Genomic DNA, 17990 nt, shown 5'->3' with positions numbered 1-17990 from the left:
AAAAACATACAATTATGGCAAAATGGATTCTTGACCCTGTGCATAGCGAAATTGGGTTTAAGGTAAAACACCTTATGATCAATAATGTGAAAGGACATTTTAAGTCTTTTGCATCTGAAGTTGAAACTTCAAGTGATGATTTTAAAGGAGCGAAAATTAATTTTTCAGCGGACCTCTCCTCTATTGATACTGGTAACGAACAAAGAGACGGACACTTAAAATCAGCTGATTTCTTCAATGCTGAAAAACATCCTCAATTAATTTTCACTGGTAAAAAATTTGATGGATCTACACTGGAAGGAGATCTTTCGATTGCTGGTATTACCAAGCCAGTGAAGCTAAATGTAGAATTTGGTGGTGTGGCTAAAGATCCATGGGGTAATACCAAGGCAGGTTTTACCGTAACCGGTAAAATTAACAGAAAAGATTGGGGTATCAATTGGAATGCTACCCTTGAAACAGGAGGCTTTCTGGTTAGTGATGAAGTTGCTATTACTGCTGAAGTACAATATCAGCAACAAGCATAACAATATACAACAGTCCATTTCTACTTCTTTTTGGCCGGAATGGGCTGTTTTACTTTTAGATCACATTTTTTTCACCCTATTCCCTATCCTTGCTAAAGGAATTCTAATTGTATTTTAATTTTCTGTAGAAACCTAAGGCGTATTATTAAAGTTAATTCTTGCAGATGGAAAAGACAATTATTGTTTCAAACCGTCTTCCTGTAACATTAAGCAGAAAAGACAATAAGGTAGTTTTCACACCTAGTCCTGGTGGACTAGCCACTGGACTTGCCGGTGCCAGCAAAGACATGAACTCAGTATGGATAGGCTGGGCAGGTTTTTCTCTTGAAGGGTTTCATGAAAATACCGATGATATCAAATCAAGTCTTGAAAAACAAAGACTTATACCAATTTTCTTAAATGATAATGATGTAAACCAATTTTATGAAGGGTTTAGCAATACCACACTCTGGCCTTTGTTTCATTCTTTTCCCACATATACCTCCTGCCATGAAGAACAATGGGAAGTATATAAAAAAGTCAATGAAATCTTTTGTGACGAGGTGCTTAAGCATGCAGGAGAAGAAGATTTCATATGGATTCATGATTACCACCTATTGCTATTACCTGGACTTATTAGAAAAAAATTACCCAAAGCAAAAATTGCCTATTTTCAACATATCCCTTTTCCTTCATATGAAATCTTCAGAATACTTCCATGGAGAGAACAGATACTTGAAGGCGTTACAGGAGCTGATCTTATCGGCTTTCACACGCATGATGATGTAAAGCACTTTCTTACTTCTATTCAAAGGATATTGGGAATGGAAAATAAAATGGGTACGGTAAGGGCTGAAGAACGTATATTCAAAGTAGATGCTTTTCCCTTAGGAATAGACTTTTTTAAATACTGGGAAACATCTATGCTAAAATCTACCGAAAGACAGGTAGGCTTGCATAGAAAACAATTTCAGGATGTTAAGATCATTCTTTCCATTGACAGACTCGATTATACTAAGGGAATCCCGGAGCGATTGAAGGCCTTTGATAATTTTCTCGAGAAAAATCCTGAATTCAGAGAAAAAGTCTCACTGCTGATGATCGTTGTACCTTCAAGGGAAAAGGTACAGCTGTATAAGAATCTTAAGATGGAGATAGACGAGCTGGTAGGCAATATCACCTCCAAATACCGCACAGTAAATTGGACTCCTGTCCTTTATTTTTACAGATCTTATCCACTTCAATCCCTCTCTGCATTTTATAAATTAAGTGATGTAGCACTGATTACTCCTTTAAGAGATGGAATGAATCTAGTCTGCAAAGAATATGTAGCAAGCCGTAATGATGAAACGGGGGTATTGATTCTCAGTGAAATGGCAGGTGCTGCAAAAGAACTCTCAGATGCATTGGTAATTAATCCATACAACATAGAAGAATGTGCCAATGCGATAAAGACCGCTTTATGCATGCCATTTGATGAACAACAGAGAAGAATGTCTGAAATGCAATATCTTCTTAGAAAATATGATGTTTCAAAGTGGACATCTATATTTCTAAAATCAATGGAAGAGATTGTACAGAAGCAAGAAGAACTGGCCATGAAGAGGCTTACCCCGGAGCTAAAACACAAAGTTATTTCAGATTTTAATTCTTCCAAGAAAAGAATATTATTCCTAGATTATGATGGCACGCTGGTTTCCTTTCAGAATAAACCTGAACACGCCAAACCAGACAAGGATCTAAATGATATAATGACCAAACTATGCGCTATTAAAAATCTCAAAGTAGTAATTATTTCAGGAAGGAATAAGGAAACATTGAATGAGTGGTTTGGTCATTTTAATATGGACATCATTGCAGAACATGGATTGTGGATGAGAAGAGAAAAGAATTGGAAAATGATGTTTCAACTTAATGATGAATGGAAAAAAGAATTATCTGCACTTCTCAATCACTTCGTTGAAAAAACACCGGGAACATTTATCGAAGAAAAAGAACACTCCCTTGTTTGGCATTACAGAAAAGCCGATGATGATCTCTCCAATGCCAGAAAAAAGGAACTGCTGGACTATCTTCAATATCTGACCACAAACATGGGACTGTCTGTTTTAGAGGGTAATAAAGTGGTTGAAATCAAAAGTGCATTGATTAATAAAGGCAGAGCCGTTAAAAAGTATCTTAAGGCTCATTTTGATTTTATCCTTGCTGCTGGTGATGACTGGACAGATGAAGATATGTTCAAGGAAATGCCAGAACATGCTTATACTATAAAAATTGGTTCATCTCTGTCTGCAGCCAAATACACACTTCCTCAATATATTCAGGGAGTAAATTCAGGTATAAGGACTATCCTATCTGAAATCACTGAAAAAACACAAAAATTGTTTTAATGAAAATCCTTATCATCGAAGACGAGAAAAAGGTAGGTTCTGTACTTAAAAGAGGTCTGGAAGACAGCAATTATACAGCAGATCTCGCATTGACAGGTAAAGAAGGCATGGACCTGGCTATATCACACGAATATCAATTAATTATACTGGATATAAATCTACCTGATATTAATGGTATTGATGTCTGTACTAAAATAAGAGCGCAAAAATCTACGCCTATTTTGATGCTTACCGCCCTTGGTACTATTGATGATAAGGTAAACGGTCTTGACGCAGGTGCTGATGATTATCTACTTAAACCCTTTCAATTCCGAGAGCTGCTTGCCAGAGTCAGAGCCTTATCCAGAAGACCACCGGTTCATAACGACAGAGTATACAGAATAGCAAATCTTGAACTAGATCTTGATACCAAGTCCGTCATCAGAGGCGGAAAAAGAATTGACCTTACTGCGAAAGAATACGGATTACTAGAATATCTGTTGAAGAACAAAGGGAAGGTTTTATCCAGAGCAGACATAGCAGAAAACGTATGGGATCTCAACTTTGACACGGGCACTAACATTATTGATGTTTATATTAATTATCTTCGTAAGAAAGTAGACAGGAACTACACTCCCAAGTTAATACACACACTCATTGGCCTGGGCTATATTCTTAAGGAAGATTGACATGAAAATAAGAAACAAGCTTACACTTCAGTTTACAGGAATTGTCTTTTGTATTCTTGTTTTATTCAGTGTCTGCATCTATTATGCCTTCAGCCAATACCGGGAATTTAACTTCAGAAAGCGACTCAGGGAAAAAGCTTTGTATACTGCTAAAATTCTTATTGAAGTGGATGAGATAAACGCCGAGTTATTAAAAAAACTAAGACGCAATTATCTAACTTCGCTTCATGAAGAATATGTGAGAATCTACGATAAAAATGATAGCCTTGTCTATAAAGATGATACAATCAATTTTAGAATTCCAGATGAAAAGTTACAAAAGATCAGAGATGAAAAAAAATACTCCTTTGTTCTAGCAGAAAGGCAATTTGTAGGCCTAGATTATAAAGGAAATTATGTGATAACTGCCTCAGCCGTTGATATAGAAGGAAAAGAAGCTATTAACTTTCTTGCTATTGCATTGGTAGCAGGTAATCTTTTCGGACTGATTGTCATATTTTTTTCAGGAAGATTTTTTTCTTCAAGAGCCCTATCACCTATTTCAGATATTATACATGAAGTAGATAATATTAAGGAAGGTCATGCAGGACTTAGATTAACTGAGCGTAAGGGAAAAGATGAGATCACCCAGCTTGCCAATTCTTTTAATCAAATGTTTGACAGAATTGAAGATACCTTTGAGCAGCAGAATAAATTTATAGCACATGCCTCTCATGAATTGCGCACTCCTCTTACGTCCATCACAAGTGAAATAGAAGTATCATTACTTAAAGACCGTTCTCCGGAAGCTTATAAAGAGACATTAAAATCAATCCTTGAAGAATCGTTAAATCTTACAGAATTGTCTAATAAGCTATTGGAATTGCTTCAAGCGGATAAGCAAAGTTTGGTTTCTGAAAAAGTAAATCTCAGATACTTATTGGATAGACTTGAAGAAGATGTATTAAAAAGGAAATATTCAAGATCCTTCATAATAGAAAATCAAGTCAATAAAGATCTCAGTGAAATTGAAATTACAGGCAATGAAGACCTTATAAGAGTAGCTCTGATGAATGTAATTGAAAATGGATTTAAATACTCTAACAAGGCTGTAAAACTAATTGTTGATGCTAAAGAATATGCCAATATATGTTTTATTGTAAGAGATGAAGGATCCGGTATAGATAAAGATGAACTCACAAAAATCCTTAAACCATTTTACAGAAGCCGCAGAAACCTTTCAGCAAACGGCTTTGGAATAGGACTATCTCTTACTGATAAAATTATAAAACTACACGGTGGAACTTTGAAAATTAACTCTGTAATCAGCACAGGTACTTCTGTGACCCTTATTTTTCCTATTTAATTTTATAAAGTGGAAAAATCTTTTCCGAGCATTTTATTAATTTGAAACTGCATGAAATTATCCATAGATGAGTTCCTCTTAGTGTTCTCATTGAAGTTTAAAGGCTTGATAATATATCCGTCAATATTAAAGTACTCTGCCTGTATCCTATCTTTGTCATCGTTCGAAGTAGTCATAATAAATATCCTAACAGAATCATAAATAGTGTTCTTCCTCAGCTCCTTTAAAAATTCAAAACCATTCATTTTGGGCATGGAAAGATCAAGCACAATGATATCAGGAATCGAAATTTTATTTTTTCCTTCCAGCAACTCAAGAGCCTCGATGCCATTATAAGCAGTATAGAAAATTATGGGGAGATTAAATTTCAACAATGCTCTTTCAAAACAGATTACATCTAACTCATCATCCTCTATATAAAGAATAGATTTTGCAGCCATTTACTTTATAAATATTTGATTTTTATGGAATGCTACTATTGTTTTTATTTCCTTTCAGTCCTTTAAGTCTTTCAGAAAACCGATACAGAAAATAGAATTCTAGTACTTAGATTATAACAGCGAAAAATAGGGAGTTGATGTGGGTTTGAAATTAGAATTCGATTAAAATTTCTTAATATAATACCTTCCCCTTAACGAGACAGTATTCAAGAAAAGAGCACATTCATCTAATAGGTTCATACATAAGCATATTAATAATATTGAAGGGATGTAAAATAAAGTTTGGCAAAAAATAAATAATGTAGAAATATTCTACAAGTGTAGGAAAGCTACTTGATGATTCATCAATTAAGTAAATAGCAATAGTTTGGGCAACAGCAAGACAATTCCTGAGAAACATCTTGTTGCTCCTGCTCAAACTGTTGCTATTTATTTAGGAAGAAGTCTTTATTAGAAAATGTAAAAAAAGACAAGCCCATATCAGACTGTTGACGCGCTCATATTTCTATGTTGGAAAAAATGTTATGTGACTTTTTCAAGTGCAGATAAACGATTTTTTTATATATCCGTGAGCATCGATGGTCAACAGCACGGGCTTGCCACTTCAAAGGTATGAAATTTATAGATTATGAGAAGGCATTTTAGCAAAAAAAATCAAATAATATTTATTATCTAGATTTCCTCATTAATGGAAACTTTTTATAACAAAAATTCGTTTCCCCAGTCTTTTAAGGCAGCCATTACCGGGGCGAGGGCTTTTCCCTTAGGTGTCAAAAAATATTCAACACGCGGCGGAATTTCAGGGTAAATCACCCTTTCTATCAAACCATCCTGCTCCAGTTCACGCAATTGGGTGGTAAGCATTTGTTTGCTGATATCCTTTAGCATCATACTCAATTTCCCAAACCGATTAATATCATTACTGATCATATAAATAATCAGCATTTTCCACTTCCCTCCTATTACTCCTAAAGTTGCCGTAACCGGACAATTTTCAACATTTCTCATTTCACATCTTTCCATAATACATTGATTTACAATATTAGTATGATTTTTATGACTATATCAGATTAATATAACTACTTACAATATAAAGACTAAAAAGTTAAAATTGCAATGTAAATACTTACAAAGATCCGGATCAAGTGTCAAGAATTTCTTTACTAACTATTGTACTATCAACAATTATAAAAACTGACTACTATGAAAAACTATGTAATAACAGGTTCAATCGGACATATCAGCAAACCAATAGCAGAGAATCTTATTAAAGCTGGTAAAAATGTAACTATCATCACCAGCGATGCCAATAAGATCAAACAGATTGAAGCACTTGGTGCTAAAGCTCTGACAGGCTCTCTGGAAGATGCGGAATTTGTAAAAGATGCATTTAAAAAAGCTGATGTGGTATATACCATGATCCCTCCATTGATGAATACCAGTGATCTTAGAGGTTCTCAACTTAAAATAGCTACCAATTATGCAGCATCTATTCGCGTAAATAAAATACCATATGTTGTTACATTAAGTAGTATTGGAGCACATTTAGGAAATGGCTGCGGACCTGTAGATTCTTTGGCTGCCTATGAAAAGATGCTGAATAAGATACCTGCCTTAAATGTAAAACATCTCAGACCATCCTATTTTTTCTATAACCTGTTTAATCAAATAGACTTAATTAAAAATATGGGGATTGCAGGAGGAAATTTTGGCAACAGTGATGCAAAACTGCCACTTGTACACACCAATGATATTGCCGCTACTGCAATAGATGAATTGCTTCATCTTAATTTTAATGGAAGTTCATTTAGATATATCGTGAGTGATTTCAGAACAACAGAAGAGATTGTCCAAGTACTTGGTAAAGCAATTGGAAAAGATTTTTCATGGGTAGAATTTACAGATGAACAGCAGAAAGAAGGTCTCTTAAATGCCGGGCTATCAGCAAGCCATGCCGATGCATTCACAGAGATGGGAATTGCTGTAAGAACAGGCAAGATGTTTGAAGACCTTTATAACCACCAACCATCTCTCAGTCCAACTAAGCTTGAAAATTTTGCCAATGAATTTACTCTTGCCTATAACTCCTAATGAACAATTCAACCCTCAGGTATACTTAATATGGATACCTGAGGGTTTTATATCAAGGAACTCTCTAAGCTTTTAAAATAATAAGTTGAGTGGACAAGGGGTATTAATCAATATTTATAATAATTAAAGTAAACAAACGTCATCCAGTTTTCAGAACCTTTATCGCCAACATATGTAATTTCAATTAAATAATGCTTTCCTTTGTAACTTAAAAGATACTTATCTCCTACTTCTAACACATCCGATTCATTGATGGGTGAGATGTTCTTGTAGAGAGCTTCCAAAGTTTCTACAGAAAGACGTCCAAGATCTTTCTCTACCACCTTTCTTAATTCTCTTCCTGGCCCTGGTATCCACTTTTTGATCCAAGGGTCAGTTCCCGTATTATCTAACAGGTCCACATCTTCAATATTAACGGAATCAACGTATTTGCTTTCTGCAAGATTATAATGGCCATAGTCTGTGTGAGGCATAAACCGTACACTCTGAACCAAATTTTTGAATTTAAGGTAATGATTCTTATCATTCTCATCCTGAAAGACGTGTAAAATCAGTATTTTCGAACTAATTCTTCCCATTTTATCTTCCATTTCAAACCTATAGGTTACAACAGAATCGCCCTCCAATTGTGCTACAAACGCATACTCCTCTTTTTCATTTGTTTCAGAATCAAAACCATTAGTATTTTTTCCTATAAACAAATGTGTTGCTCCATCTTCTATCTTATAGACTGCAATGGACTTAATTCCTTTATATGCATAATAATTAACCGTTAAGAAATAAGTAGTCCCTTCAAGAATATGAATATCCGTAGTATCAGGCGAAAAACTTATAGATTCTGACACACCATTATTGGGATGCATAGTATCAACATCCTTATCCTTTTTACATCCTCCGAAAACTGATATTAAAACAATCAGTAAAAAACTGTAAATTAAAAATCCTTTTCTCATATACGGTTTTATATTTCATTAAAAAATTATATTAAAAAATATGAATATCGTATTCTTGTTTCAAGAAAACAAATAAATAATCAAAGAGCTGAAAACATTATGTAGTGTATTATTATTTTTTATTTCTACCACCTACTGGAGTTGTCAATTCCTCAATAGGCCAGAATTTCTCCTTCCCAAAATCTTACCATATAACAGAGTTAATATTCCAAATTCATTCATAAAAGTCAGTTGACAAAGATTTTCCTTAAAACAGAAAACATTTGCTAAATGAATCTTTATTATTCCTGTAGTTTCTATTAAAAAACAATAACAATTAAATTGCTTAAAAATATTTTACAACAATTTCTTGCAGAAGAAAATTTAACTAACGACATTTGTAACATGAAAACAATAAAATTACATATCCCCCATACACAGCAAATGCCGCAAAGCATTCAGGGGATCGTTATGTAATTTATAAATATATTATATAGAAAGCCCCTTGGAGAAATCTTAGGGGCTTTTTGTTTTATATCAGTACCTTAGTGGGTAATCATTTACTTTAATGAGAAACTCATTTAATTCCTATACAAGAATTTTAAATTAGTATAAAAGATATCATTCAATATTATGATAACAATACAATTACATATCCATCAACCGCAACAGATGCCGAAAGTCATCAAGGGGAATACTATGTAGTTTATAATGTACCATAATGTTCATAGAGCTCCTTTGAGAAATCTTAGGGGCTTTTTTATTTATATCAGTAGGTATAGGAGCCAGGTTTATCTAGCCTCCCTTGGAAGGAGGAGCACGCAGGTTCGAATCCTGCCCTACTGACTTTCCCTTCGTCTAGAAGGCAGGACATCTCCCTTTGAAGGAGAGTATTATGGTTCGAATCCATGAGGGAAAACAAATGGTGGTTTTAGTTTAACAGGTAAAATGCTACACTGTGAATGTAGAGAACAGGGTTCGAGTCCCGAAATCACCCAAGAATATTAGTACTCTAAGTATGCTAATTTTTTATATCAGTAGGTATAGGAGTCAGGATTATCTAGCCTCCCTTGGAAGGAGGAGCACGCAGGTTCGAATCCTGCCCTACTGACTTTCCCTTCATCGAATCCATGAGGGAAAACAAAATGGTGGTTTTAGTTTAACAGGTAAAATGCTGCACTGTGAATGTAGAGAACAGGGTTCGAGTCCCGAAATCACCCAAGACTTGAAGTGGAAAGTTAAAAGGCTTAAAGATTAAAGTGTTTTTACTTTTTACTTTTTTTCTTCATCAATTAATAAGCAGAATTTGTAAAGCAAAAGTCCCACCTTATAAATTACTATTCAAGCGATTGAACTGAACTAGATAAATTGAACGAAAAATTTATCAATCTATGTTCAAACTTAAAAAAAACATTTTCAGCATTATGATGCTGTTTGCTGTAGGAACAGCATCAGCACAAGTACCGGCAACAGAACTAACATATCCAAGACCAGAGAGAATCGATGACTTTGGATCAGCTGTAGCTGTATACGACCATCTTACTCTTGCATCGTCTGAGTTCGAAAACAACACTTACTACAATGGAGGAGCAGGAACATACCACGGTACGATTCGCTTATTTAGTAATAATCAATATGTGAGAACATATACTTATGGAAATGGCTCCAGCATTGGATTAGGAAGAAAGAATAATACAGCTTTAGGCCTGCAATGTATAGCTGCAGGTGTACCTTCTTATGTTATTGGTGGCGTAAGTTGTGGTGCTGTAATCATTGCGAACAAACTAAACAACGGCGAATACCATACCACCTTAAACTATCAGCTTTTGCCTGATGCAAACGATGTAGTTGCAGACCTACAATTCGGTGCTGCTGTGGCAACGGACGGAGATTGGGTTGCCGTTGGAGCACCTGGCAAAGACAATTCAGCGGGTGGTGTATGTATGTTTCAGAGAACTGGTTACCTTCAGTGGGTGCGCAGAGGCTGGATTCCTGTAACAGGACTTCAGTATGCAGACTACTTTGGTAAGGTTGTAAAACTTTCAGGTGATCAATTGATAGTTACTGGAGGAACCAAAGTTCACATCTACAAATTAAACAATGGTACCTGGACAAATGTTGCTCAGCTTTCAAATGCATATGGTTATGGTTACAGTCAGATAGACATTACAGCAAGCCATGCTGTAGCTTCAACCTCTGGTTCAAACGGCGAACCGATTGTGCAGGTATTCAAAAAATCAGGAACAAATACATGGACGCTTCACCAGACTTTGACTGGTCCTATGAGATTTGGTCTGAATGTTGCTATCAGCGGACAGGGTCTGATCATTTCAAACAATGAAAAAGTATTCTATTATCAACTGCAAGGAACTCCATTTAATCTGATTGGCTCTATTTACATTCCTGCTACAAATTCTGCAACAGGCAGACTTGACAAAGTAACTGTGGGAAATGCTATAGACATTCACAATGAGAGAATCATTGTAGGTGCTGTCAATTCAAACTATTCTTTTAATCCTAATGCGGGAGCTGTATTTACAGACTCTTTCTGGAACGGATGGGCTAATTCAAACAATTTAAGATCTGCAGAAGCTGAAATGGAAACTGAATCCGCATTTTCTGTTTATCCGAACCCTTCAGCAACAAATGTATCTGTTACTGCTGCCGGAGAAATCGTGAAAGCTACTGCTACAAGCACTACCGGTGAAGTCATCAATCTGGAATTTGCCGAAAAAATACTTCTGGTAGATGGATTAAATGCAGGTCTTTATCAAATAAAGGTAGAAACCACCAAAGGTTCATTCGCTACAAAATTTGTAAAACAATAATATATACCCATTGCAAAAAAAAGACATCATGAAATTCCATGATGTCTTTTTTGTTAGTGAATCATTAATACCTTTTATTTATTCACTATTATTTTTTCAAATCCCTGAACTTCTCCTGTACTCCATTTTAGAAAATAAAAACCAGGACCTGTAAAGTCACATTCCGAATGCCAGTATATTTCTTTGCTTTGTTTGTTAAGTTCTGTTGAGCAAATTGTTTTTCCTGTTATATCTAAAGCGGCAATATTCATCATACCCCTGAATTCATTTGACAATCGAAATGTAAAACTTCCATTGGACGGATTAGGAAAGATGGAGACCTGGTTAAGATCAGATGAAGCATCTGCAACTGCTGAAGGACGAAGAGCACTAACCGATATATCATCCAAACGAAGTTTTGCTCTTGGGCCTGAGTTTCCGGATATATAATAATAAACCCAACGCAATTGTATGTATTCCTGATTCATTAATTCCTCCGAAAGCGGAATGTTTTCAAATCTGGTATACTTACCTCCTTCTGCAGTTCTTATATAGTCCACAAGATTTCCGTTATTCATGAAATCAGTAAATGCTCCATTGTCTCCGATTCTGTACTGAAGGCGGATTCCGTATGAACGATCATTAGGTAAAACTGTTCCTGCAGTAAAGGATACCGTCGCTTGTTCTAATCCCTTTGTTTTCAATGCAAGTACAGCTGCCCCCAGATCACGTCCGGGATTAGGCTCATCTGAAATAGAACCTGTGTTAATGAAAGCGAATCCATCATCGTTCAGCCCTTCTATTCTGGTTTTTTTAGTCAGATTATAAGCTAAAGTATATGGAATATTTCTTTCCACATCTATCTTCGGGTCTATAGTATCTGTTTGCATAAATATCATAGAAGCCGGGTAGCTTCCCGCTTCTGAGGAGGCACTCCAATACTTCATTTCATAATCTGATTTGGCAAGATTGTGAGCAAACGGAATTTTATCATTTTCATCCAATGGCACAAAATACGCTACCAATTTAGTATCTGAAGCAAGTACTAAAGTAGTATCGCTGTCAGAGGAAGGATTACCGTTCCAGCCCGCAAACTTATATCCTCGATCCGGAATAGCGGTGATGGTTAATGGTACATCTTTAAAATATATACCAGTCCATGGATATACCCCATCTTCTACTCCTGGAAGATTCCTGTCAATTTTTATTGAAGATATTTTAATACTTCCTCCCGTGTTATCCTTTACATCCAGTGTTACTTGCTGCACTCCTGTAAGGGAAAAGAAATCAGTTATGTGTTGTCTTTGATATATTGGTCTTTCTTTTGCAAAATTCCTCATCAGCTGCACATTACCCTCCCAAAAACTTAAAGAAGTATTTGGATGCCATCTTTTATAATGTTCCTGCATTTCAGGATTGAGTGCAGCTTTCATACTATCTATTTTAGCAATCACTCTTGAGGTCTTAAATGAACTATTCAGATGATCGGCAAAGCGGTTAATAAATTCATTTCTGAAAGTATTATTTTTTAACAATGTTCTGAATAGCAAGGTTGCCCAGTCAGGATTAGGCCATTCTGTATTACCTTCTGCTGTAGCATGCTTAATCATATTGTAAGTTGGAGGATAAACATCTCCCAATGGCCAGCCCATACCAAAATCAGTATCCATCAATATCCACCTCCATCTTCCATCTGGTCCCGGTGAAGAGGAAGCCGGATTGCCTTTTCTGTTTTTCCAATAATATACATTATTACCAGGCCAGTCACGATTGTTTAAGTAAATCTCTGCAATATTATATTCAATGAAGTTGGTAATATCCATCTTTTGGCTTGCGTATGCCCAAACAACAGGATCTGTAATATCATTGGTTGAAATATAATTCACCATTGACAGATAATCATTTGCATCTTCCTGAGAACCTTCTTCTATTGTTCCATTGAAAGACAAAATCGCGATATCATCATCCGCTACATCATAATGGGATACTATAAAATCCTTATCATACCTTTCCCTGATATTTATTAGACCCCAATACTCACCATTCAGAAATAAAACTGAGGGCCTATATGAACTTGTGAGAACAGAAGTGTGAGCGACAAGACTTTGAGAAAGTGCATCCAGGAAATAAGAAAAGAAGTTATCTCCTCCACTGTTTCTGAGTAATATCTTTTTGAATTCATCAACCTTTTTCCCTGTTGTTTTTCCTTTAAGTCCAGGGAAAACTGGATAGTTAAGTACATCTGCCCCATATCCGTCTCTGAAATATAACCTGAGAGATTTCTGAGGATTAGCTCTTGAATAGTTGCCATGAATTTTAATACCAGCGTTGTATTGAATTCCTGTAAAATTTCCCGGTTCAAAGAACTCAATGCTAACAGGCTTTTCCCACTCATCACCTTTCTGTGTATAATTGGAAGGTGTATTGCCTTCCACTATTGCCGTAGGGTTATTAATACGCCAATCATCGTAAAGTTTACCTGGTATATAAATTCCCTTTTCATAATCGAATAAATTCAGACTATCTGTCACAATAGACCATACAGGAAGAGAATATCTGTTCCTTCCTTTCTCGTCAACAAAATAGGTATTTGTTAAAACCGGACCTGGTATCAGTCCCTCCTTAAACACTCTTGCTTTTACTGTTGTGGCTTTAAAAATAGTGTCTGATGGCGCCAAGAAAGGTGGATAATTAATATATGTAGTACGAATTGTAGATAGTGAATTGGGATCATGTGCATTGCTTGTTATAGGTAACGTCCCTGTCACCAAAGAAGATTCAGTAGAAGGATCTGATCCATCCAAAGTATATCTGATCTCCATACCAGTAACTGCAGTTAGGTTCAAATCAAATGGTTTTTCATAAAAACCTCCTTTCATAGAAAATACAGGAAGTGTTTTCACATACCCTGCATAAGCACTCGATATATTAGGACTTCCGGGAGTTGGAGTTAAAAAATATCCCAGGGAATCAGAATATCCGGTAATCCTTCCATAAGAAATATCCTGACTCAATGCCGGAATATTCAACAAGTCAATTGTATCACCTTCAGGACTGGACAACAACAAGCGCTCGCCTTCATTGCTTAACTTGAAATTGGTATGTATTTCACCTGAAGGAAAAACGGTATCTTTATCTGAAGCCCATAGAATAATATGATCTCCAGGATAGATAAATAGATCCGGAAGCCTATACAATGAAGGATTTTGCTTATCATCAGACAATCGGTATCCTTTAAGATTAGCACTTCCATCACCGGAATTATATATTTCAATCCAGTCAGAGGCATCACCATCTTCATCTGTTTTTGTTTTAAAATTTGAAGCTGACACTTCGTTCAGATGAAGTACTACAGTTCCTTGGGGAACAAAGAGGTCCGGTCCGTAAAAATTATCAAGAAAAAAAGTATCAGCCTTTGTAGAACCATTGGCAATATTCAAATGTATTTCATCTATCTCTGTATCCTTCACTCCCGCATCAGGCATTCGGATATAATCAAACAAAAGGGTTTCCCACTCCCTAACCTTTTTCGTAGTTGCTTCAAACACTGAATGAATACCTTTAGTAGTGCCTGATCTACTGTCTTTATCCAGAAAACTTAATTGTACTTTAGAACCTGCTTTGCTACTATAGACCTGAAGAGTCATTTTTTTCTTTCCATTTAGAAATGGCCTAAGTGAGTGGATCGTGCCAGCAGGCGACATTATAACCGTATCTACTGTCTTAGTACTTCTTACATATCTCAGGGACTGAGCGCTTGAATTAACAGAGTTCGACGCTGGATTAATTACGCCTTTGGAAAAATCACCTGTTGTACTTTTATAATTAACGAGAGAAACGGCCTCCGCATCTTCATATAACATTTCTGAAAGCTCAGGTATAAAGGATTCTGGTCCCATAAAGTTATCGAGATAATATGTTCTGCCGGAGGCAGTTCCATCTCCTGGTTGTATGAAAATTATAAATTCATCTACTGCATCATTGGGAACAGACTTATCAGGAGTCCAGACATACTTGAAAACCAGTGTTTCCCATTCATTAGTCTTTGTTGACGTAGCTGAATATTCAGAATGTCGACCTACAGGAAAATCAGCCGCGGCAGCCATTCCACTATTTTGTATAGTAATCTGGACTTTTGTGCCAGGATACTGGCTGTAAAAGTCCATCTTAAATCTTTTTGCAGATGCATCATATGTCGCATAAGGACCTAGGTCTTTGGAAGGTGCTGAAGCCTTTAGTGCAAATCCGCAATAAGCTGCATTCGTACGTGTATATTTTGCAACAAAAGGACTTTGGTTGCTTCCATTCTTTAAAGGATTTACAGCATTTCTCACCAGAAAGCCGGATGACCATTGTAAAGACAAAGATGTACTACCCTCATTGTCATCCAGTAACACCTGTGAATAAGCAGGAATGAACAATAACAGAAGAGCAGCAAAGAGTAACATTTGTTTCATAAGCCTATATAAATAGTAATAATAAAAATACTAATTATTTTATACTCTATACGTCTATTGGCGCATCATAGGCTAATAGGCTTTATTATAAAAAATCAAAAATCTATAAACCAAACATTTAAAGAAAGACATGCTCTCAAAAACATAACTTTACCATGTTGAACTTGTGAAGCATTTAACAGCTAGATTTTATGAATAAGATAAAAAGTTACTCTTTAAAAGAGTTTGCTATATAATCGTAGCCTATACTATCAATATCTTTAATTCATACAGAGAACAATAGAAACCTGCTAAAGTTTTAATGGTTACTCTATAGTATTCTTTCCATCAATTTATGTGTGCCCTGTCTGGAAGACAGGGCACACACAATAAATAAGGCCATATTAAATTTCAAAGCCTTCTCATGATTCTTTTTATTTTTTTCCTACTGGCTCTCGTATATATGTCGCGCCTATCTGCTGATGCTCAAGTCTAACAGTTCCCTTAGGTTCTTTCTTCAAACTCTTGTCTGCCATGACTCCAACACTACCTTTAGTTATAGTCACACCTCCATCAACTGAATAAAGCGCACCTGTAACATAAGAAGCTTCATCTGATGCAAGGAACAGATATACATTGGCTATTTCTTCCGGTGTTCCTTTTCTTCCTAATGCAGTTGCATTCACAAAAGACTCTACCATTTCTTCAGTAACGCCGCTTTCATCTGTATTCAACCAGGAAGTATTTATCGGTCCAGGACAAACACAATTAGCTCTTACGCCATGTCTGGCTTGTTCAATAGCAACTCCGCGCATAAATGCATGGATAAAAGCTTTTGTTCCTCCGTAAGGAGTATTATCAGCTATTCCTATCTTACCCGCTTCTGAACCTGCTGACACTATATTTCCTTTACTCTTTTGAAGTTCAGGTAAAGCATATTTCGTCATCATGAATACCGATTCGATATTGTTTTTGACAAGGTACCTGAATGCTTCATTTGAATAGTTTGTTAATTCATTGATCTCCGGAAATACTCCCGCATTGTTGATCAGAATATCAAGCTTCCCAAAACTATCTATAGCAGTCTGTATACATGCTTTTGCATTTGATTCTTCTGAGATATCTCCTTTGAACACCACAGCTTCCCCACCTTCGTCTTTTATATATTTAACCGTATCACTTACCGGATCTTCGGGAAAGCCGCATACTACTACTTTTGCACCTTCCTGTGCAAACCGTTTGGCAATAGCTTCTCCGATTCCCGTTCCCCCTCCTGTAACTATAGCTACTTTATTTTCTAGTCTTCTCATATCTCATTTCACAACTCATCATGCATAATGAACATGCTATCTCCTTTGCCGGTTCAACATTAAAATCAGTAAGCTCATTGATCAATCAGGGAAAATTAAACATCTGGTAATGAACCCTCTTTCATTGTAATTTTTATAGGAATAGTGTGGATAAAGTGAGAATAAATTACATAGATGAATCAGCAATAAGTTCCCCGGAAGGATTCAATTTAAGTTCCATATAGATCGGGGATTAGACATTTGAAGAATAGAACTAATATCCAATTACATCGATTAAAATATCATTTATTAAGATGCGATTGATTGATGGTGTATTCGGAAAATCATCTGGTCTTATAAAAGCTTTTTCACCATAAATCAAATTTTATCCTTATCTTAATACAACTTTATGATTGATAAAATTAAAAACCTTAAGAATTTTGCAGCTTTCTTACTTGAAAAAGGGCATTTAAAAGAAGCCGTACATTTGAACATTGAAGCAGCAAGGGAGCATCATGGGCAAATTATTGATAAATTAGGACTTCATACAGAAAAAGAAATTAATGAACTTTTCACCAAAAGTTTCGGAAAATTTTTAAAGGACCTTTCAATTAATAAAGGCTTTGACAATATTCTTGATTCTTTTGAAAACTGGAGAAAAAACAATTATAATCTTGCGGCTTCCAACATCCAGGCTACTGATATTATGATAGCTTTCGAAATAAGGAAAGATGTGTTAAAAAGATTAATACCTGTTTATACAAGTGCTATTGAGCAGAGTCTGCAACTTATGGAGGAAATAGATACTTTATTTTTTCTTGCCAGGAAGACAGGTATGACCTATCTTAAAAAAGTAAATTAATTATATTCTGCTCTTTCCAATTTCTCGTTTTCCCCTTCACTCGGGGTTTCCAAAGAGAAGACACTCTCAAACCAGACTTTGTTCTATTGAGTTTATGAAATGACTATACCATAGCCAGCCCTCTCAAAGAACGCATTTTGTCGCCCACTAAAACCTTTCCTTATGATTAAGTTAATATTCCAAATGCATCTGTTCTTGTAACCTTCCCATTATTAGGACAGCTC

Annotated in this window: 12 protein-coding genes and 4 tRNA genes; 11 read left to right on the top strand and 5 right to left on the bottom strand. The window is 35.8% G+C overall.

The genetic code is table 11. The features are described from left to right. The first annotated feature begins 14 nt into the window (after window positions 1–14). From J7604_RS24450 to J7604_RS24435, 4 genes are all read left to right on the top strand, one after another. Window positions 15–527, top strand: coding sequence for a YceI family protein (locus J7604_RS24450; protein ID WP_293902304.1), 513 nt, complete (start codon window positions 15–17; stop codon window positions 525–527). A gap of 164 nt (window positions 528–691) precedes the next feature. Continuing rightward, window positions 692–2896 carry a bifunctional alpha,alpha-trehalose-phosphate synthase (UDP-forming)/trehalose-phosphatase gene (locus tag J7604_RS24445; protein WP_293902302.1) on the top strand — a complete coding sequence of 735 codons (2205 nt, stop codon included), beginning with the start codon at window positions 692–694 and terminating at the stop codon, window positions 2894–2896. Next, a complete protein-coding gene (locus J7604_RS24440) occupies window positions 2896–3564 on the top strand; it encodes a response regulator transcription factor (RefSeq protein WP_293902300.1) in 669 nt (222 codons plus the stop codon). Before J7604_RS24445 ends, J7604_RS24440 begins: the two co-directional genes overlap by 1 nt. A gap of 1 nt (window position 3565) precedes the next feature. After that, window positions 3566–4909 (top strand): HAMP domain-containing sensor histidine kinase, encoded by a 1344-nt coding sequence (locus J7604_RS24435; protein WP_293902298.1) that lies wholly within the window; start codon window positions 3566–3568, stop codon window positions 4907–4909. Window positions 4910–4911: 2 nt separating this feature from the next. Here J7604_RS24435 and J7604_RS24430 read toward each other — a convergent pair whose 3' ends face one another. Together J7604_RS24430 and J7604_RS24425 are read right to left on the bottom strand one after the other, a co-directional pair. After that, entirely contained in the window at window positions 4912–5349 is a 438-nt protein-coding gene (locus J7604_RS24430; protein ID WP_293902296.1) for a response regulator, read from the bottom strand. Window positions 5350–6048: 699 nt separating this feature from the next. Next, on the bottom strand, window positions 6049–6372 hold the full coding sequence (locus J7604_RS24425; RefSeq protein ID WP_293902294.1) for a helix-turn-helix domain-containing protein: 324 nt from the start codon (window positions 6370–6372) through the stop codon (window positions 6049–6051). Between the two features lie 180 nt (window positions 6373–6552). On the opposite strand from J7604_RS24425, the gene J7604_RS24420 reads away from it, so the two are divergent. After that, window positions 6553–7440, top strand: coding sequence for an NmrA family NAD(P)-binding protein (locus J7604_RS24420; protein WP_293902293.1), 888 nt, complete (start codon window positions 6553–6555; stop codon window positions 7438–7440). Window positions 7441–7547: 107 nt separating this feature from the next. Here J7604_RS24420 and J7604_RS24415 read toward each other — a convergent pair whose 3' ends face one another. Beyond that, on the bottom strand, window positions 7548–8393 hold the full coding sequence (locus J7604_RS24415) for a hypothetical protein (RefSeq protein WP_293902292.1): 846 nt from the start codon (window positions 8391–8393) through the stop codon (window positions 7548–7550). 749 nt (window positions 8394–9142) lie between these two features. On the opposite strand from J7604_RS24415, the gene J7604_RS24410 reads away from it, so the two are divergent. The 5 genes from J7604_RS24410 to J7604_RS24390 all read left to right on the top strand — a co-directional run bounded on the left by J7604_RS24410 (window position 9143) and on the right by J7604_RS24390 (window position 11200). Further along, a tRNA-Pro gene (locus J7604_RS24410) sits at window positions 9143–9218 on the top strand. A gap of 79 nt (window positions 9219–9297) precedes the next feature. Next, a tRNA-His gene (locus J7604_RS24405) sits at window positions 9298–9368 on the top strand. Between the two features lie 39 nt (window positions 9369–9407). Continuing rightward, window positions 9408–9483 (top strand) — tRNA-Pro (locus tag J7604_RS24400). Between the two features lie 37 nt (window positions 9484–9520). Next, a tRNA-His gene (locus tag J7604_RS24395) sits at window positions 9521–9591 on the top strand. 172 nt (window positions 9592–9763) lie between these two features. After that, entirely contained in the window at window positions 9764–11200 is a 1437-nt protein-coding gene (locus J7604_RS24390) for a T9SS type A sorting domain-containing protein (RefSeq protein ID WP_293902291.1), read from the top strand. Window positions 11201–11274: 74 nt separating this feature from the next. Here J7604_RS24390 and J7604_RS24385 read toward each other — a convergent pair whose 3' ends face one another. Continuing rightward, window positions 11275–15636 (bottom strand): CotH kinase family protein, encoded by a 4362-nt coding sequence (locus tag J7604_RS24385; RefSeq protein ID WP_293902290.1) that lies wholly within the window; start codon window positions 15634–15636, stop codon window positions 11275–11277. A gap of 413 nt (window positions 15637–16049) precedes the next feature. Further along, window positions 16050–16925, bottom strand: a complete 876-nt coding sequence (locus J7604_RS24380) for an SDR family NAD(P)-dependent oxidoreductase (RefSeq protein WP_293902289.1) — start codon at window positions 16923–16925, stop codon at window positions 16050–16052. 388 nt (window positions 16926–17313) lie between these two features. Here J7604_RS24380 and J7604_RS24375 point away from each other — a divergent pair, with 388 nt between their 5' ends. After that, window positions 17314–17766 (top strand): hypothetical protein, encoded by a 453-nt coding sequence (locus J7604_RS24375; protein WP_293902288.1) that lies wholly within the window; start codon window positions 17314–17316, stop codon window positions 17764–17766. Window positions 17767–17990 lie beyond the last annotated feature (224 nt).

Origin of the sequence: Sporocytophaga sp., assembly GCF_017745095.1 — a bacterium.
Classification (GTDB): domain Bacteria; phylum Bacteroidota; class Bacteroidia; order Cytophagales; family Cytophagaceae; genus Sporocytophaga.
Note: the sequence above shows the minus strand (reverse complement) of the source record. Positions and strands in the feature narration are given on the sequence as shown.